Below are 17,361 nucleotides of genomic sequence, written 5' to 3' on the forward strand. Positions count from 1 at the left end.
TGTGCAAGCCGTGCCGGGGCCGTTAGTGCTAAACCTCTACTTGAAGGCGGCCACCATGACCGGCCAGGCGTTTGAAGGGATCGTTGGAGCCGTGTCGTGTCACTGAAAACACCCATCGGGATACGCCAATGGATCTGGCGCGCCTTTGTCCAGAGCGCGTTGATCCCGCTGGTGCTGGTCGAAGTGGTGCTGATCGCCGCCTATTTGCTGACCAACAATGCGATCCGGGATGCGCAGATCGAGCATTTGCGCGAAACGGCGCTCGCCGAACTGCAAACCGCGGTTGGCCGCGAGGCGCGAATCATCAGCCAGCAGTTGCAGCAGGTGGCGAGCGCCACCACCCTGTTTCGCAACTTCACCGCGCGTGCGCTGGAAGACGAAAGCACCGAACCGCTGCCGCAGCTGCAGCTCGACCCTCGCGGGGTGCGCTACAGCCCGCACGACGATGGCGGTGCGGCAAGTTTCTATTCCGCGGCTACCGCGCCCGAACAGCAGGATCTTGAGAAAGTGGCGCGCTTGCGCCGTCTCGATCCGCTGATGAAAGAGCTGCACGCCGGCAATCCACTGATCGCCAGCCTCTACTTCAACAGCTGGGACAGCTACAACCATATATATCCTTGGTTCAACACGGCGGAGCAATATCCGTCGGATATGGACATCCCCAGCTACAACTTCTATTACCTGGCCGGCTCCTGGCACAACCCGGCGCGTCGGGTCGTTTGGACGGATGTGTATCTGGACCCGGCCGGGCACGGCTGGATGATGTCGGCCATCGCGCCGGTGTACCTCGACGACTTTCTGGAAGGCGTCAGCGGCATCGACATTACCGTCAACGGCATCCTGCAGCAGATCGCCGACTTGCGGGTGCCTTGGGGCGGTTATGCGATGTTGATCAGCCGCGACCTCAACATCATGGCGCTGCCCGAAGCCGGCGAGCGCCAGTTTGGCCTCGATGAGCTGACCGAACACTCCTACGAGGAAGCGATTCGCCGGGAAATATTCAAGCCTGAAGATTTCAACCTCGGGCGCCGCCCCGAAACCCGAGGGTTGGCACATGCCATCGCCGCACAGCCCGAGGGCGTGCAGCGTGTGAGCCTCGATGGCCGGCAACAGCTGGTGGCCTGGGGAACGGTGGAGCAGACCGACTGGCACCTGCTGACGGTGGTGGACGAGGCCGAGGTGTTCCGCCAGACCAATACGCTCGCCAGCCACTATCGGCAGATCGGCTACCTGCTGATCGCCGGCCTGCTGCTGTTCTACCTACTGTTTTTCGCCTACATGTGGCTGCGTGCGCGGCAACTCAGCCAGTCGCTACTAGCGCCTATCGCCAGCATTTCGCAGATGATGGGACAGATCGGGCAACGTCAGTGGCGATCGCAGCCGATCGCTTCCGACATCCGTGAACTCGACGATCTGGCGCAGCATACCCATGCCATTGGTGGTCAGCTGGAGCTCAGCGAGGCGCAGCGCTCGCAGGCGCAGGAACGCCTCGAACTGGTGCTCGAAAGTGCAACCGAAAGCCTTTGGGAAAGCGACACGCGCAACGGCACGCTGCACGTTCGCGGACGCCTGCCGGCCCGCTTCGGGCTCCCTTCGTCGCAGCTCAGCCAAGCGCAGTTCCTACAACGCATCCATCCCCGCGACGTGCCCCGTGTGCGTGCCGAGATGGCGCGCATGCTGATGGGGCACGCGCTGCACTACGAATGTGAGTTCCGCCTTGCCGACGCGCTCGGCGAGTATCACTGGTTGTTGAGTCGCGGCAGGGTGCTCGAGCGCGACCCGCAGACCGGCGAAGTCACGCTGCTGGCCGGCACACATGTCGATATCGATGCGCTCAAGCGAGTCGAGGAAGACTTGCGCCATGCCACGCAGCAGGCCCAGGCGGCCAACGAGGCCAAGACCCATTTGATTTCCAGCATCAGCCACGAACTGCGTACGCCGCTGAACGCCATCCTCGGTTTCGCGCAGCTGATGCGCATGGATTGCTCGCCCGAGTCCAATCCGGAAGCGGCCGACTACCTCGATGAAATTCTGCTGGCCAGCCGCCATTTGAACCAGCTGCTCAGCGACATTCTCGACTGGTCGAGCCTGCAGGCCGAGCGCCCGCGATTGAAGCTCGAGTCGGTCGAAATCATAGCGCTGATGCGTGAATGCGCCGAGCTGGTGGCGCTCGAGGTCAAGCGTCACGGCCTGCAGTTGTCATTCGATCTGCCGGCGAAACCCATCGAGGTACTGGCCGAGCCGCGGCGGCTGCGTCAGGTACTGCTCAACCTGCTGTCCAATGCGATCAAGTACAACAGACCGTCCGGGCAGATTCTGCTCAGCATCGAAACGGTGGCCGGCCAGGTGCGCCTGTTGGTCGAAGATACGGGCCTCGGAATAGACGAGGCGCAGCAAGCGCGGATGTTCGAGCCCTTTCAGCGTCTGGGTCGCGAGAGTTCGAACATTCAGGGTGCCGGCATCGGACTGTCCTTGTGTCTGGAATACGCCAAGCTGATGGGTGGCAGCATCGGTGTGAAGAGCGAGTTGGGCACCGGTAGCCTGTTCTGGATTGCACTGCCGGTCATCGAAGCGCGGCCGCTACGGCCGATTCATGAGCGGCCGCGCATCGTCTATGCCGAAGACGATCCGGCCAGTCAGTTGCTGGTGCGCAAGGCGTTGGAGGATCTCGGTGAGGTCAGCGTGATCGGCAATGGCCGGACGGCGCTGGAGCAGCTGCTGAGCGATCCGCCGGACCTGCTGTTGCTGGACCTGAACCTTCCCGAACTGACGGGAGAAGAACTGCTGAGGCTGCTGCGCAAGGCCCCAGCCACACGGGAATTGCCGGTTATCGTGCTCAGTGCAGCCATTGAAGAGGCGGGTGGTATCGATTGCCAGGGATGGCTGGGCAAGCCGCTGGACCTCGACGAGCTGCGCCGTCTGGTGCGCGCCTGTTTGCAGGCGCTTGAGCTGAAACCGAGCTAGTCGGCGCGTTCGCCGCAGAGGTCGAGGGCGAACCAGCGTTCGACTTCCGCCTGCGACAACCCGGCCCCGAGCAGCGCGAACAGCTTGCCCAGCGCCGCCTCGCGGGTCATTCCGCCGCCCGAGACCAAGCCGCTGGCGGCCAGCTTGCTGCCGGCGGCGTAGATGTCGAACTCGACGTGACCCTGCGGGCACTGGCTGATCGCCGCGAGCACCACGCCACGCGCATGCGCTTCCTTTAATGTGGCCAGCAGCTCGTCATCGTCCGCCGGCCCCGTGCCGCTGCCGTAGCATTCGAGCACCAGCCCCTGCAAGTCACCGACGAGTACCGCGCGAACCTGAGCGGCCTGGATACCGGGGTATAGCGGCAGCACGGCAAGGCCGACCGGCTGGCGCGGCTGACGGTAATTCAACGCCTGCTCGACAGCCGATGCGTGCTGGCCCACGCGCGGGCGCGGCAGTACGGCGAACGCGTCGAATTCGGTGGCGTTCAGCTTGGTGAGCCGCGCGCCGTGCATCAGCTTGCCGTGAAAATAGACCTGCACACCGGGCCGGATGCCGTTGCGCAGTGCCTGCATGGCGCCGAACAGGTTCGCCCAGGCGTCGCTGTTCGGCGTACCGGCCGGCAGCATCGAGCCAGTCAGCACCACCGGGACGGGCAAGTCGAGCAGCAGGAAGCTCAAGGCCGCGGCGCTGTAGGCGAGAGTGTCGGTGCCATGCAACAGCAGTACGCCATCGCAGTGGCCGGAGTCGACCTCTTTGCCGATAACGGTCGCCATCTCCAGCCAGTTGCGCTGGGTCATGGATGCGCTGTCGATGGGCGGCAGCAGCTCGCGAAAGTACCAGTCCGGCAAAGCCGGGTCGTCGAGCGCTTGCTGGGCGCGTAAACGTGCTTCGAAACCGGTAGCGGGCGTCAGTCCCTGGTCGCTCATCTGCATGCCGATGGTCCCGCCGGTATAGAGCACCAACAGGCGTTTCATGGGTCTAGTCACAGTAATTCCCCTGTCGGTTGGCTCATCTGGCGTGCTCGCTTGGCGTGGGTAGCGTTTTTGTGCCTGAAGCTGCCGGAGCCTGTTCGGCTTGCAATGTCTATTTGTCTTACGGTCTGGCTGGCCTGGGCCAGCGCTCTCTCAATCTGCTGCGGTGATTCATGCAAAGCCTGCTCGAAGAAATTCTCGATGAAGTGCGTCCCCTGCTGGGCCGGGGCGCGGTGGCCAACTACATTCCGGCGCTGGCGGAGGTCGAACCGGCGAAACTGGGCATCGCCGTTTACGGTGTCAGCGGCAAGACCTGGCAGGCCGGTGACGCGCAGACGCCTTTCTCGATTCAGAGCATCTCCAAGGTATTCAGTCTGGTCCAGGCGATCCAGCATTCCGGTGAGAGTATCTGGTCGCGCCTGGGTTACGAGCCCTCCGGGCAACCGTTCAATTCGTTGGTGCAGCTGGAGTTCGAAAGTGGTCGGCCGCGCAATCCCTTCATCAATGCCGGGGCATTGGTGATCTGCGATATCAATCAGTCGCGTTTCGCTGCGCCGACGCTTTCGCTGCGTGATTTCGCCCGCCGCCTTTGTGGCAATCCGCTGATCGTCTCCGATGCCAAGGTAGCCGCTTCCGAATACCAGCATCGCGCCCGCAATGCCGCCATGGCGTACCTGATGCAGGCATTCGGCAATTTCCACAACGATGTCGAGACGGTGCTGCACAGCTATTTCCATCATTGCGCATTGCGCATGAGCTGCGTGGACCTGGCGCGCGCCTTCGCTTTCCTGGCGCGTGAAGGTCATTGTCTGCACAGCGATGAACAGGTGCTGAGCGCGCGACAGGCCAAGCAAGTCAATTCGATCATGGCAACCAGCGGCCTCTACGACGAAGCGGGCAATTTCGCCTATCGGGTCGGCCTGCCGGGCAAGAGTGGCGTGGGCGGCGGCATCGTTGCGGTGGTGCCGGGACGCTTCAGCGTCTGTGTCTGGTCACCTGAACTGAACGCCGCCGGCAATTCGCTGGCCGGCATTGCGGCGCTGGAAAAGCTCACCGAGCGGATCGGCTGGTCGATCTTCTGACCAGCCATCGCTGTGCTAGCGGCTCAACGTTGCAGCACGGTTCCGGCTGCGGGTGTTTCGCTGGTTGGTGCGGGCGTGGCCGGCCAGGCGCTGTGGTCGATGTCCAGGTCGGCGTAATCCTTCGCATTGAGCACCGGCTGCTCGATGCCGGCGCGTACCTGCGCATCGTAGTCGCGCATCAGGCGCAGGCCAGTCTTGAACAGCAGTGCCACGGCGATCAGGTTGACGATCGCCAGCAGGCCCATGGTCAGGTCGGCGAAGGCGAACACGGTGCCCAGATCCTGCAGCGAACCCCAGAACACCAGCGCGATCACCGCTGTCCGGTAGCCCTGGATCAGCGAGCGCCTGCTGCTGAAGAAGCCCAGTGCGTTCTCGCCCAGGTAGTAGTTGTAGATCAGTGTGGTGAACACGAAGAGCATCAGCGCGATGCTGATGAATACGCGGCCCCATTCGCCGACGACCGCGGCCAGCGCACTTTGCGTCAGCACCACACCTGCAACTTCCGCGACTTCGGGGTTGTAGACGCCTGAGAGGAGAATGATCAACGCGGTGCTGGTGCACACCAGCAGGGTGTCGATAAACACGCTGAGCGACTGCACGATGCCCTGGGCTGAAGGATGCTTCACTTCGGCCACCGCCGCGACGTTCGGGGCGCTACCCAGGCCCGCCTCGTTGGAGAACAGGCCGCGCTTGACGCCCATGATGATCGCGGCGCCAATACCACCGGCGAACGCCGACTCGAGGCCAAAAGCGCTGCGGACGATGAGCATCAGGGTTTCCGGCACTCGCTCGATGTTCATGCCGATGACGATCAACGCCATGCCGATGTAGGCGAATGCCATGATGGGTACCATGACGTCGGCGATGCTGGCGATACGGCGAATGCCACCGAAGATGATGGCTGCCATGACGACCGCCAGCACCACACCGCTGATGTAGGTCGGTACGCCGAAAGTGTCATGCAGCGAGCTGGCCACGGTAAAGGACTGCAGCGCGTTGAAGCCGAAGCCGAAGGTCGCCAGCAATAGCACCGAGAACAGCACCGCCATCCAGCGTTGGCCAAGCCCATGCAGAATGTAGAACGCTGGTCCACCGCGGTAACTGCCGTCGGTTTCGCGGCGTTTGTAGAGTTGCGCCAACGAGCATTCGAAATAGCTAGTGGCCATCCCGACCAGCGCCACTACCCACATCCAGAAAATCGCACCCGGCCCGCCGAGCATGATGGCGACCGCGACACCGGCGATGTTGCCCGCGCCGACACGACCGGCGACGCTGAGCATCAGCGCTTGGAACGAACTGAGCTGGCCGGGCTTGCGTTTGAAGGCCTCGCCGAAGATACGGAACATGCTGCCGAAGTAGCGGAACTGGACGAAGCCGGAGCGGATTGTGAAATACAGACCCAGGCCGACCAGCATGACGATCAGCAGCTTGCTCCAGATGAGGTCGTTGAGAATATCGAGCATGGCGTGGTGGTCTCTTGTTGTTTTGAAGGTAAGGAACGCAGGGGCGAAATGGTTGGCCAGACGCATCGGTCACACAATTACGCAGGTCGCGGCGAGTTGGCGCGAGTTGATGCTAGTATTGCGCCGCTCGCATCACCGGAACAGACCATGCACGACCATCTCGGCGCCAACCTAAAACTGCTCTGCAGTCACTACCGCTCGATCGCCGAGGTGTGCCGGAAGCTGTCGATCAACCGCGCCCAGTTCAACAAATACCTGAGCGGCCAGAGCCGGCCGACTGCGCATAATCTCAAGCGTATCTGTGATTTTTTCGGCGTCGAAGGCTATGAACTGGCGCTGCCCAGCGACCAGTTCGCCCCGCTGATCGGCATGCGCAGCCATGATCAGGAACGCATCGCCGCCAGCGACCCGCTGCTCGAGCTGTTTCAGCCGCTACGCGACAACGCTAGCAGCCTTTCGCGCTATTGCGGGTATTACTTCGAGTACGCCAACTGCATGTCGGTGCCGGGGCATATCCTACTGTCGCTGGTGCATTTGCGTGAGGATCGCGGCAGCTTCGTCTTCGAACGGCAGGAGCGACAAGAGCAGTCGCGCGCCGACAACACCAGCGGGACCGAGGAAGGCGTGGTGCGCTGTCGCTATCTGGGCGCGGCCTTTTATCTGCAGGATCGTCTGTTCCTCATCGACTACGAGTCGCTGACGAGCAACGAGATGAGTCAGACCATTCTGATCCCCAGCTTCAAGAGCCGCATCAATCGCCTCAACGGGCTCAAGACCGGCGTTTCCAGCGGTGACCGGCGCACTCCGGCATGCACGCGTGTGGTGTGGGAATACCTGGGTAGCGAGATCAACCGGGTCAATGCCTATCGCCAGGTCATGCTCTACGAGCTAGACGACCCGCGAATCGACCCGGAGATTCGTGAGCGGCTGGCATCGGTATCCATTCGCGACGGCTTGTTCGAAATCGAATAGCGCTTCAGCCGCTCGGCGCTTATCCGAGCAGTTTTCGGTACTGGATGAAACCGGGACGGTCGGCGATGCGGTCGTAGAGCATGCGGCCCTGGTAGTTGGTCTCCTGGGTCAGCCAGTGCACGCGCGCAGCGCCGGCGGCGCTAGCCTCGGCGTAGACATGCTCGATCAGCGAGCGACCGATGCCGCCGCCGCGAATCCCTTCGGCCACATAGAGATCCTGCAGGTAACAATAGTCGCCGGTGGTCCAGCAGCTGCGGTGGTAAATCCAGTGCACCAGGCCTACGGCCTCTCCGTCGCGCCAGGCCAGCGCCGCATGCATCGGCTCGGCGGGATCGAGGAAGCGTTCCCAGCTAAGGGCGCTGGTCGTCTCCGGGATCTGGGTGTTGTAGAAGCGCTGGTAGCCCTGCCAGAGCGGCAGCCAGGCGGCGTGGTCGTCAGCGGTCAGCGGGCGGATATCGGCCATAGGAGTCATCCTTCTTGAGTCATGTGTGCGGCCAGGGCCTGCTCGCGCGGATGGGGCGAGGCGGCCAAGCCATCGCGCACGCCGGCCTGGTCGGCGGCCGAGCGGTTCTGGCTCAGCTTCCACTTGCCTTCAAGACGGCGGATCGGCAGGGCGAAGCCAACGATGGCGCGCAGCATGCCGTCCAGGTAGTCGCGCGGCGCATCGCTTACTGCCCAGGGCTGCGGACGGGCTGCCTCGTGACGGTCGCTGAGGCGGCTGACGATCTGCAGCAGGCGCTCGGGCTCCTCGATCAGCTCGACCGGGCCGCGTGCGTGCACGGCGATGTAATTCCAAGTCGGCACCACCTTGCCGTGCTCGGCCTTGGATGGATACCAGTTCGGGCTGACGTAGGCGTCCGGCCCGGAAAAGACGGCCAGCGCTTCGGCAACGTGCAGCTCGCGCCAGTGCGGATTGGCCCGGGCGAAGTGGCCGTAGAGGGTACCGAACTCACCTTCTTCCGGCTCTAGTAGCAACGGTAGATGGCTGGCCTGCATGCCGCCGCTCCCGGTGCTGGCGAGCAGGGCGAAGGGATTGGCCTGGATCTGCGCGCGCAGCTCGGTGAGGTCGTCCTGGCGGAAGGCGGCGGGCAGGTACATGGCGGGTTCTCCGAGCGGAAAATAGCTTCAGGTTGGGCAGGATATTGATCCGTTCCAGGTGCCATTTCTAGCAGGGCGTAAGACCCGGCGCGCAGTGACCGATGGGGAGAACGAAAACGGGATGGCCTAAGCCATCCCGGGAAGATAAAGCGTGGGTACTCGCCGAACAGGCCGGAATCAACCCTTCAGCGGCACCAGTCGCGGCGCAATCATGTTTTCCGGGCGCAAGATGTCGTCGAGGGTGGCGTCGTCCAGCAATTGTTCCTCGCGCACCAGCTGCAGCACACCGCGACCGCTGAGCAGTGCCTGGCCGGCGATGCGGGTGGCATTCTCGTAGCCGATGTAGGGGTTGAGCGCGGTGATCAGGCCGATGGAGTTTTCCATCAGCTCGCGGCAGCGATCCTCGTTCGCGGTGATGCCGACGATGCAATGCTCGCGCAGCATGTCCATGGCGCGTTGCAGCAGGCGGATCGAATCGAACAGCTTGAAGGCGATCAGCGGCTCCATGACGTTGAGCTGCAGCTGGCCGGCTTCGGCAGCGATGGTCAGCGACAGGTCGTTGCCGATCACCTCGAAGGCGACTTGGTTGACCGCCTCCGGAATCACCGGATTGACCTTGCCCGGCATGATCGAGCTGCCCGGCTGGCGCGGCGGCAGGTTGATCTCGTTGATGCCGGTGCGCGGCCCGCTGGAAAGCAGGCGCAGGTCGTTGCAGATCTTCGACAGCTTCACCGCCAGGCGCTTGAGCATGCTGGAGAAGGTGACGAAGGCGCCCATGTCGGACGTGGCTTCGATCAGGTCGGCGGCGGGTTTCAGTGGATGCCCGCTGATGGTCGCTAGGCGCTGCACGGCCAGCGCTTGGTAGTTCGGGTCGGCGTTGATGCCGGTGCCGATGGCGGTGCCGCCGAGGTTCACTTCCACCAACAACTGCGGCGCGATCAGGCGCAGGTGTTCCAGATCCTCGCCGAGGGTGGTGGCGAAGGCGCGGAATTCCTGCCCGAGGGTCATCGGCACCGCGTCCTGCAGCTGGGTGCGGCCCATCTTGAGCACGTGGGCGAATTCCGCACCCTTGTCGGCGAAGGCTCCGACCAGACTGTCGAGACTGGCCAGCAGGGTGTCGTGGCCGAGCAGCAGGCCGAGGCGGATCGCCGTCGGGTAGGCGTCGTTGGTCGACTGCGCCATGTTCACGTCGTTGTTCGGGTGCAGGTGGCGGTACTCGCCCTTGGCATGCCCCATGTATTCCAGCGCCAGGTTGGCAATCACCTCGTTGGCGTTCATGTTGGTCGAGGTGCCCGCCCCGCCCTGAATCATGTCGACGACGAACTGGTCGTGAAAATCGCCGCGGATCAGCTGCGCGCAGGCCTGGCTGATCGCCAGGTGTTTGGCATCGCTCAAATGGCCCAGCTCGCGGTTGGCATCGGCCGCCGCCTGCTTGACCATCGCCAGCGCGACCACCAGTTTCGGGTAATGCGCCAGCGGCACACCGGAGAGGCGGAAGTTATGCACGGCGCGCAGGGTTTGGATGCCGTAGTAGGCGTCAGCGGGTACTTCGAGGGTGCCGAGCAGGTCTTTTTCGAGGCGGAACGATGCAGCGGAGGACATGAGGATTCTCATCCGAGAGAAAGCGGCAGTTGCCGCGAAGGCCGCTACCATAGGGCTTGAGGCCTGTTTCCGGCCAATGCCGTTAATCGCTGGGTCATGCATGATCGGCATAACGGTAATGTGACGCCGTTTCGACATGGAGCGTTATTGCTGCGCATGATCAGACCATCCCAAGCCCGCCAGGAGCCGGCATGAATATCGAAACCAAATGGTTGGAGGACTTCGTCACCCTGGCGGCAACGCGAAGTTTTTCCCAGGCGGCAGAGCGTCGCTTCGTCACCCAGCCGGCGTTCAGTCGTCGCATTCGCAGCCTGGAAAACAGTCTCGGGATTACGCTGGTGAACCGCACGCGCACGCCGATCGAGTTGACCGAGGCCGGCCAGCTATTTCTGATCACCGCACGTAGCCTGGTCGAACAGCTCGGCGAGGTGCTGCGTCATCTGCATCATCTGGAAGGCCAGCAGGGCGAGGTGCTGCAGGTTTCGGCGGCACACTCGCTGGCGCTGGGGTTTTTTCCGCAATGGATTGCCGGCCTGCGTGATCTGGGTCTGAACCCCAGTACCCGGCTGATGGCGACCAACGTGGGTGAAGCGGTGCACGCCCTGCGCGAAGGCGCCTGTGACCTAATGCTGGCTTATCACGACCCCGACGCCGCGCTGCAGCTGGATGCGGACATCTTTCCCTCCCAGCACTTGGCCAACAGCGAGATGTTACCGGTCTGCGCCGTCGATAAGCAGGGCAGCCCGCTATTCGACCTGAACAGCGGCCAGAGCGTGCCGCTACTGGCCTACAGTGCCGGCGCTTTTCTCGGTCGCTCGGTCAACGGCCTGCTGCGCCAGCGCCGGCTGCGCTACACCACGGTGTACGAAACCGCCATGGCCGACAGCCTGAAAAGCATGGCCCTGCAAGGCCTTGGCGTCGCCTGGGTACCGCGCCTGAGCATCACCGCCGAACTGCAGCGCGGCGAATTGGTGGAGTGCGCCGACGAAACCTGGCGCCTGCCGCTGGAAATCCGTCTGTATCGCTGCGCGCTGGTGCGCAAGGCGGCGGTGCGACTCTTGTGGCGCCGGCTGGAGGGTGGCGGATAGCGACAAGATTTGCGTCGCAGTTCGGTCCGCGAGCCACGCACACTGACGCGCCTTCCGCCAATGAGCGGTCTTCATGCGGCATTGGCGAGCGCCTGAAGCGTGCGGTCAGGCCCGCCGCCACAGGCGTCGTTTTGGTGGCTCGGGCCAGTTCACCGACTTGTTCACACAGCGTACGATGCCCCCTGCACCCAGGCGCAGTGTCCAGCGCTGCGCCACGGTGGCTTCCTGTCCCGGCTGGCGATGCACCAGCAGCAGGTTGTAGTCGTGCTGCTTTTCGATGGTGTGCGCCTGGATGGCCACCGGCTGGTCCTCTGCTTCCTTCCACTCGAACAGTTGCTGATGGCTGGCCTGGATCATCGCGCACAGCGGCTCGCAATCGAGGATCAGGCGTTCCTGGAGCTCGTCCTGTACCAGCGCCGCCTTTTCCAGGTGCAGCCATGAGCGGTAGCAGACGATCTGCCGCTCCTCGTTGGTGGCCCACTTGCCGGAATGCTCGCGCACGGCCTTGCTCAGCTCGGAGAGCTTGCGGTAGTCGAGCCAGACCAGCTGTTGGGCCATGGATGCCTGGGTATAAGGCATCAGCAGGCGGATCTTCCAGCGCGGCTTGCCCTTGCGCAGCCAGCGTGTGACGGTGTCGATCAGGTCGTCGCGCAGCAGGTCGCGCACCGCGTACACCAGCGCGATACCCACCAGCAGCGCCAGGGACATTTTCTGGCTGGCGTCGCGCACGTTGAACAGAAAGTAAGTGAACAGCGACATGATCAGCATGGTGGAGGCCGCCTTCACCAGCTTGCGGGTGCCGGCGCCCAGTGCGGTGAGCTTCTGGCGCAGCACCACCGGGTATTCCAGCAGCCGCAGATAAAGGCTCATACGGTTCCAGACGCGGGTCGGCGCCCCCTGGAAGTCGCTGAGATAGTCGCGTTCGGCGCGGTAGCGGCGTTCCTGGTGAAGGAATTCGTGCACCGCCTGTTGCAGCTCTTCGTCGAGGTCCGCGAAGCCTTCCAAGGTCATGCTTTCCAGCAGGAACTGCTCCGCAAGCCAGGAAAAATAGATATCCAACTGGCGAAAGTAGCGCGATTGCTTGCTCTGCTTCGGCTCGGCCTTGCGCAGGCGCTGGGCGTAGTTCTGGCTGAGCCGCAGGGCACGCGCCAGCGGCTCGGCTGTCGCCTTGCCCTGCAGCTGCTGGCGCAGGCGATCCAGGGACGCCTGGAACTGGAAAAACGAGGCCCCATGCATGATTTCGTAGTGCGGCGACAGCAGCGAATAGGAGGTATCCAGCTTGCTGGCCCGGTCTTTGGCCGGCAGGCCCAGCAGCCGAAAGCGGTGGGTCAGGGCGCTGTGAAAGAATTGCTCTTCGGTCAGGGCACGGGTGGAAAAGGTAGTCTCATGGGGCGTGAACAGGTACAGCTCGACCTGATGACGCCCCGGCCTGGTCAGCGTACGGCTCAATTGCAGGCGAAAATCGCCCTGGCGCTTCAATGAGAACACGGCACCTCCAATACGGTGTACGCGAGGAGCATACCAAGCCTGGCCGGAAGCAGCGCCGGCCATCATGAGGGCTGGCTTGCCTGCCAGCGTTCGGGGTGGGGCTCGCCATTGGCCTGGCAGGCGTGCGGTGTTCCGCTTAGGGCATTCGCTACGGCATCGAAGATGAGCGGCCTTCATGCAGCCGTCCGGCTGTCAAGCCGCAGGCGCGACATGCGCGGCTTTCCGGTATAATGCCGCGCCTTCGAACCAGCGCCTTCGCTGGTTTGCCCTGCATGCAAGCCACGCTCCCGGTGCGTGGCTTGTCGTTTTTGTAGCGCTGCGCAGCGCACGACGAGAGGCACGACGATGACCGCACTGGTAGGCGTGATCATGGGCTCCAAGTCCGATTGGTCCACCCTCAGCCACACCGCCGAGATGCTGGAAAAACTCGGCATTCCGCACGAAGTCACCGTGGTGTCCGCACACCGCACGCCCGATCTGCTGTTCCAGTACGCCGAGCAGGCCGAGGAACGCGGGCTGCGCGTGATCATCGCCGGGGCCGGCGGTGCGGCGCATCTGCCGGGCATGTGTGCTGCCAAGACGCATCTGCCGGTGCTCGGGGTGCCGGTGCAGTCGTCCATGCTCTCGGGTGTCGATTCGCTGCTGTCCATCGTGCAGATGCCCGCTGGCGTGCCGGTCGCGACCCTGGCCATCGGCAAGGCGGGCGCGGTCAACGCGGCATTGTTGTCGGCCAGCATCCTCGGGCATGAATTCCCTGAATATCACGTTGCGCTGAAGAAATTCCGCGACGAACAGACCCAGACCGTGCTCGACAATCCGGATCCGAGGAACGCATAAATGAAGATCGGCGTGATCGGTGGCGGCCAGCTCGGCCGCATGTTGGCCCTGGCGGGAACGCCGCTGGGCATGAACTTCGCCTTTCTCGATCCGGCGCCAGACGCCTGCGCCGCGGCGCTCGGCGAGCACCTGCGTGCCGACTATGGCGATCAGGATCACCTGCGCCAGCTGGCCGATGAAGTGGATCTGGTGACCTTCGAGTTCGAGAGCGTGCCCGCCGAGACGGTCGCCTTTCTCTCCCAGTTCGTGCCGGTCTATCCGAGCGCCGATGCGCTGCGTATCGCCCGTGATCGCTGGTTCGAGAAGTCGATGTTCAAGGACCTTGGCATCCCTACACCGGCTTTCGCCGATATCCAGTCCCAGGCTGACCTCGATGCTGCCGCGGCCAGTATCGGCCTGCCTGCCGTGCTCAAGACCCGCACCCTGGGTTATGACGGCAAGGGTCAGAAGGTGCTGCGCAAACAGTCCGACGTCAGCAGCGCTTTTGCCGAGCTGGGCAGCGTTCCGTGCATCCTGGAAGGTTTCGTGCCGTTCAGCGGTGAGGTGTCGTTGATCGCCGTGCGCGCTCGCGACGGCGAGACCTGTTTCTATCCGCTGGTTCACAACACTCACGAAGACGGCATCCTGCGGTTGTCGGTGGCCAGCAGCAATCATCCGCTGCAGTCGCTGGCCGAGGATTATGCCGGCCGGGTGCTGACAGAACTGGAATATGTCGGCGTGCTGGCCTTCGAGTTCTTCGAGGTGGACGGCGGCCTCAAGGCCAACGAGATCGCGCCGCGCGTGCACAACTCCGGTCACTGGACCATCGAAGGCGCTGAGTGCAGCCAATTCGAGAATCACCTACGCGCGGTGACCGGCTTGCCGCTGGGCTCGACGGCGAAACTGGGCGAAAGCGCCATGCTCAACTTCATCGGCGAAGTGCCGCCCGTGGCGAAGGTCATCGCGGTCGAGGACTGCCACTTGCATCACTATGGCAAGGCGTTCAAGGTCGGACGCAAAGTCGGTCACGCAACGTTGCGCTGTCCGGACCGCGCCACGCTGGATCGGCAGATCACTGCGGTCGAGTCGCTGATCGACCGCGACTGATCACCGGCCGTCTGGCCTGGGGCATTCAGTGGCGAACTGCCTAGCCCCTCTCCGGTCCGAAGATACGTAACGCGTATTTTTCGGACCTGAGGGAGACTGCCAATGGGCATCATCGGAACCATCATCATCGGCCTGATCGTGGGCCTCATCGCACGCTTCCTGAAGCCCGGCAACGACAGCATGGGCTGGATCATGACCATCCTGCTGGGTATCGGCGGCTCGCTGCTCGCTACCTATGGCGGCCAGGCGCTCGGCCTGTACGAGGCGGGCGAAGGTGCCGGCTTTATCGGCGCGGTGGTCGGTGCGATCATCCTGCTGGTGATTTATGGCATGGTGACCAGCCGTAAACACTGACCCGTCCGGGGCCGCGCTTCGGGCGGCCCCGATCTCACTACCCCTCGGTTCTCATGCGCTCGATCATCCTGCCTCTTTTGCTGTGCGTCTCAACCCTCATTCAAGCGGCTCCGGACGAACTCGACTGGCTCGAATTGATGCCCGCCGAAGACCGCAAGGCGCTAGAGGAAATGCCAGAGATCGAGCACGACTCTCCTGAGGCCGATGGTTTCAGCGATGAGGGTGGGCTCAAGCAAGGGCGGGGCTTACCCGAGGTAATGTATTCGGCCAAGACAGTGACATCGCTGAACGGCCAGCAGATCCGCCTCGGCGGTTATCCAGTGCCGCTGGAAACTGACAGCAGGGGCCGCAGCACCGAGTTCTTCCTAGTGCCATATCCGGGCGCCTGCATCCACGTTCCGCCGCCACCGCCCAATCAGATCGTGTTGGTTCGCTACCCGGCCGGCATCATGCTGGAAGACATTTATGCGCCCTTGTGGGTGGACGGCACGCTGCGGATCGAGCCGGTCAGCAATGATCTGGCCGACGCGGCATACGCACTAACCGCCGCAAACGTGGCGCTGGTGGACGAGAGCGACTTTTGAACGAGGCCAATGCCAGTGACTGTGAATCAGGGGCAACGCCAAGCTTTTCGCGAACTCGCCGCAGATACCGAGGGTATCGATGTCGAGGTGTACCAGCGCTTCGGTAAAGACCCGCTTGAACCCATCATCGGCCTGGGCGACGCCGATGCGCCGATCGCCTTCTTCGGTCGCGATCCGGGGCGCGAGGAGGTTCGCTATGGCGAGCCGTTCATCGGCAGCGGCGGGCAGCTGGTGCGCAAGGTGCTCTACCGGCACCTGCATGGCGAGGAGATGCCGGACTTCGAAGCCGGGCGTGCGCTCAGTGAAAGGTTCTTCTGGATCAACACCGTGCCGTACAAGCCAATCGGCAACAAAGCCTGGTCGATGAAGGTCAAGCGCCGCTTTCTTCCGCAGATGCGCCAGTTGCTCATCGAAAGCTGGCACGGCGAGTCGATCATCACGCTAGGCCGCGAAGCTTTCCTCTGGTTCGGTATCGATCAGCCCGCCGAGGTACGCCAGCGTCTTGAGCAGTTCTGGCAGAGCGAGGACCGTTTCAGCGCCTCTATCGAGATTGAGCTGCAGGCCGAGGACGGTGCGAAGCGCGCCTTTAAGCTTTATCCATTGCCGCATCCGTCACCGCTGAACCAGGCCTGGTTCAAGCGGTTTCCTGCACTGCTCGAAGCGCGGCTGGTACTGCTGGATTCCGAATCGCGGTAAACGTAGGGTGCGCTCTGCGCACCGAGATATCGAGATCAGAACGCGTTAGCTGAGCGGGGTTACCACTGAGCTCAGCATCGGTGCGCGGAGCGCACCCTACGAAGAGCGCCGGCAGTGGGCTCCATCCAGTGCCAAAGAAACGGGGTAGACCCTAGAGTGATTCGCTGCCGATGGAGACCGCAAGCGTATGGCTGGCGCCTGCGTTGAGAACGATCCGGTCGTCCATCGCATTGGCGGTTTCGATGCAGGCCATGCGCTGCCAGGCATCGTCGGCGAACTGCGACAGGCGCTGCGCCTTGGCGATCCAGGGATTCCACAGCACGGCCGAGCGCGAACCTTCGGTTTCCAGCGTGATTCGGCGATTCAGCTGCGGGTCGCGCAGGCTCAGCACCGGCGGCAGATCGAGATAGATGCGGTCGGTCTCGCCCTCGTAACGGAGGTCACCCTGTTGCTGACGTTGCTGCCAGTTTTCCAGGGTATCGATATAGCGACAGCCATCCAGGCCCTCCACCGACACCTGATGGATATCGCCGATGGCGAAGTAGGTGTGCAGCGCCTGGCTGAGGGCGACGGGTCGATCGCTCAGATTGCGGCTGATCAGCGCGATGTGCAGGCGCTCGTCGAGACGGACCTGCAGCTTCAGCTCTACCCTATGGGGCCAGCCGGGCAGCGCTCCCTGAGCCTGAGGACAAATGAATTCGAGGATAGCGGTGTCGCCTTCAGAGCCCTGTCGCTCCAGCTGCCAATCCAGGCTGCGAACCAGCCCATGGAAGGGTGCTTCGGCTTCGCCCTGATACATCGCTTGCACATCTTCGGGGTTGCGCCCTAGATCGCCAAACCAGGGCCAGCATATCGGCACGCCGCCGCGTACCGCTTGGCCTTGCTGGAAGGCAGCTTCCTCGCTAAGCCAGATGATCGGCGGCGCATCGCCCCGGCGGTAGCTGAGTATCTGCGCGCCCTGCTCGGCGATCAGCAGTTCGTCGTCGCCACGGCGGATTAGCCAGCAGGCGAGTTGATCCTTTTCGATGCGTTGAATATCGACTGACATGGGCGATCTCGTGGTTGGTTCAGGT

General features: G+C 63.1%; 16 protein-coding genes. 9 read left to right on the forward strand and 7 right to left on the reverse strand.

All coding sequences use genetic code 11. The annotated features are described in order from the left end of the window. Positions 1-96: 96 nt before the first annotated feature. Positions 97-2,964, forward strand: coding sequence for a hybrid sensor histidine kinase/response regulator (locus NA645_RS03530; protein WP_256047559.1), 2,868 nt, complete (start codon positions 97-99; stop codon positions 2,962-2,964). On the opposite strand, the gene NA645_RS03535 is transcribed toward NA645_RS03530, so the two are convergent. Then, positions 2,961-3,941, reverse strand: coding sequence for an asparaginase (locus NA645_RS03535; protein ID WP_256047560.1), 981 nt, complete (start codon positions 3,939-3,941; stop codon positions 2,961-2,963). The genes NA645_RS03530 and NA645_RS03535 overlap by 4 nt on opposite strands. A 170-nt stretch (positions 3,942-4,111) precedes the next feature. On the opposite strand from NA645_RS03535, the gene glsB reads away from it, so the two are divergent. Beyond that, positions 4,112-5,020 carry a glutaminase B gene (gene glsB / locus NA645_RS03540; protein ID WP_256047561.1) on the forward strand — a complete coding sequence of 303 codons (909 nt, stop codon included), beginning with the start codon at positions 4,112-4,114 and terminating at the stop codon, positions 5,018-5,020. 23 nt (positions 5,021-5,043) lie between these two features. Here glsB and NA645_RS03545 read toward each other — a convergent pair whose 3' ends face one another. Next, positions 5,044-6,483, reverse strand: coding sequence for an alanine/glycine:cation symporter family protein (locus NA645_RS03545; RefSeq protein ID WP_256047562.1), 1,440 nt, complete (start codon positions 6,481-6,483; stop codon positions 5,044-5,046). 147 nt (positions 6,484-6,630) lie between these two features. Between NA645_RS03545 and NA645_RS03550 the strand changes: the two genes are divergently transcribed. Beyond that, positions 6,631-7,455 carry a helix-turn-helix domain-containing protein gene (locus tag NA645_RS03550; protein WP_256047563.1) on the forward strand — a complete coding sequence of 275 codons (825 nt, stop codon included), beginning with the start codon at positions 6,631-6,633 and terminating at the stop codon, positions 7,453-7,455. A gap of 19 nt (positions 7,456-7,474) precedes the next feature. On the opposite strand, the gene NA645_RS03555 is transcribed toward NA645_RS03550, so the two are convergent. The 3 genes from NA645_RS03555 to NA645_RS03565 form a co-directional block, all read right to left on the reverse strand. After that, on the reverse strand, positions 7,475-7,918 hold the full coding sequence (locus tag NA645_RS03555) for a GNAT family N-acetyltransferase (RefSeq protein WP_256047564.1): 444 nt from the start codon (positions 7,916-7,918) through the stop codon (positions 7,475-7,477). A 5-nt stretch (positions 7,919-7,923) separates the two neighbouring features. Beyond that, positions 7,924-8,553, reverse strand: coding sequence for an FMN-binding negative transcriptional regulator (locus tag NA645_RS03560; RefSeq protein ID WP_256047565.1), 630 nt, complete (start codon positions 8,551-8,553; stop codon positions 7,924-7,926). Between the two features lie 177 nt (positions 8,554-8,730). Beyond that, positions 8,731-10,155 (reverse strand): aspartate ammonia-lyase, encoded by a 1,425-nt coding sequence (locus NA645_RS03565; RefSeq protein ID WP_256047566.1) that lies wholly within the window; start codon positions 10,153-10,155, stop codon positions 8,731-8,733. Between the two features lie 191 nt (positions 10,156-10,346). On the opposite strand from NA645_RS03565, the gene NA645_RS03570 reads away from it, so the two are divergent. After that, complete coding sequence (locus NA645_RS03570; protein ID WP_256047567.1) at positions 10,347-11,243, forward strand: LysR substrate-binding domain-containing protein; 897 nt, start codon at positions 10,347-10,349, stop codon at positions 11,241-11,243. Between the two features lie 105 nt (positions 11,244-11,348). Here the strand turns inward: NA645_RS03570 and NA645_RS03575 are convergent, their stop codons facing one another. Beyond that, positions 11,349-12,731, reverse strand: a complete 1,383-nt coding sequence (locus tag NA645_RS03575; RefSeq protein ID WP_256047568.1) for a hypothetical protein — start codon at positions 12,729-12,731, stop codon at positions 11,349-11,351. A 345-nt stretch (positions 12,732-13,076) separates the two neighbouring features. On the opposite strand from NA645_RS03575, the gene purE reads away from it, so the two are divergent. From purE to NA645_RS03600, 5 genes are all read left to right on the forward strand, one after another. Continuing rightward, entirely contained in the window at positions 13,077-13,568 is a 492-nt protein-coding gene (gene purE, locus NA645_RS03580; RefSeq protein WP_256047570.1) for a 5-(carboxyamino)imidazole ribonucleotide mutase, read from the forward strand. Further along, positions 13,569-14,654: a 5-(carboxyamino)imidazole ribonucleotide synthase gene (locus tag NA645_RS03585; RefSeq protein WP_256047571.1), complete on the forward strand. Its 1,086-nt coding sequence runs from the start codon at positions 13,569-13,571 to the stop codon at positions 14,652-14,654. 102 nt (positions 14,655-14,756) lie between these two features. Beyond that, positions 14,757-15,008 carry a GlsB/YeaQ/YmgE family stress response membrane protein gene (locus NA645_RS03590; RefSeq protein WP_025243550.1) on the forward strand — a complete coding sequence of 84 codons (252 nt, stop codon included), beginning with the start codon at positions 14,757-14,759 and terminating at the stop codon, positions 15,006-15,008. 53 nt (positions 15,009-15,061) lie between these two features. Then, a complete protein-coding gene (locus NA645_RS03595) occupies positions 15,062-15,592 on the forward strand; it encodes a DUF3299 domain-containing protein (protein WP_256047572.1) in 531 nt (176 codons plus the stop codon). Between the two features lie 15 nt (positions 15,593-15,607). Beyond that, a complete protein-coding gene (locus NA645_RS03600; RefSeq protein WP_423836558.1) occupies positions 15,608-16,288 on the forward strand; it encodes a uracil-DNA glycosylase family protein in 681 nt (226 codons plus the stop codon). Between the two features lie 151 nt (positions 16,289-16,439). Here NA645_RS03600 and NA645_RS03605 read toward each other — a convergent pair whose 3' ends face one another. After that, positions 16,440-17,336 carry a D-hexose-6-phosphate mutarotase gene (locus tag NA645_RS03605; protein ID WP_256047574.1) on the reverse strand — a complete coding sequence of 299 codons (897 nt, stop codon included), beginning with the start codon at positions 17,334-17,336 and terminating at the stop codon, positions 16,440-16,442. Between the last annotated feature and the right edge of the window lie 25 nt (positions 17,337-17,361).

The organism is Stutzerimonas stutzeri (assembly GCF_024448955.1).
Classification (GTDB): Bacteria; Pseudomonadota; Gammaproteobacteria; order Pseudomonadales; family Pseudomonadaceae; genus Stutzerimonas; species Stutzerimonas stutzeri_AQ.

What these genes read in the sequence shown, in the direction of transcription:
- NA645_RS03535 (WP_256047560.1), bottom strand. Translation starts at nt 3,941, where the DNA reads ATGAAACGCCTGTTGGTGCTCTATACCGGCGGGACCATCGGCATGCAG.
- glsB (WP_256047561.1), top strand. Translation starts at nt 4,112, where the DNA reads ATGCAAAGCCTGCTCGAAGAAATTCTCGATGAAGTGCGTCCCCTGCTG.
- NA645_RS03545 (WP_256047562.1), bottom strand. Translation starts at nt 6,483, where the DNA reads ATGCTCGATATTCTCAACGACCTCATCTGGAGCAAGCTGCTGATCGTC.
- NA645_RS03550 (WP_256047563.1), top strand. Translation starts at nt 6,631, where the DNA reads ATGCACGACCATCTCGGCGCCAACCTAAAACTGCTCTGCAGTCACTAC.
- NA645_RS03555 (WP_256047564.1), bottom strand. Translation starts at nt 7,918, where the DNA reads ATGGCCGATATCCGCCCGCTGACCGCTGACGACCACGCCGCCTGGCTG.
- NA645_RS03560 (WP_256047565.1), bottom strand. Translation starts at nt 8,553, where the DNA reads ATGTACCTGCCCGCCGCCTTCCGCCAGGACGACCTCACCGAGCTGCGC.
- NA645_RS03565 (WP_256047566.1), bottom strand. Translation starts at nt 10,155, where the DNA reads ATGTCCTCCGCTGCATCGTTCCGCCTCGAAAAAGACCTGCTCGGCACC.
- NA645_RS03570 (WP_256047567.1), top strand. Translation starts at nt 10,347, where the DNA reads ATGAATATCGAAACCAAATGGTTGGAGGACTTCGTCACCCTGGCGGCA.
- purE (WP_256047570.1), top strand. Translation starts at nt 13,077, where the DNA reads ATGACCGCACTGGTAGGCGTGATCATGGGCTCCAAGTCCGATTGGTCC.
- NA645_RS03585 (WP_256047571.1), top strand. Translation starts at nt 13,569, where the DNA reads ATGAAGATCGGCGTGATCGGTGGCGGCCAGCTCGGCCGCATGTTGGCC.
- NA645_RS03590 (WP_025243550.1), top strand. Translation starts at nt 14,757, where the DNA reads ATGGGCATCATCGGAACCATCATCATCGGCCTGATCGTGGGCCTCATC.
- NA645_RS03595 (WP_256047572.1), top strand. Translation starts at nt 15,062, where the DNA reads ATGCGCTCGATCATCCTGCCTCTTTTGCTGTGCGTCTCAACCCTCATT.
- NA645_RS03605 (WP_256047574.1), bottom strand. Translation starts at nt 17,336, where the DNA reads ATGTCAGTCGATATTCAACGCATCGAAAAGGATCAACTCGCCTGCTGG.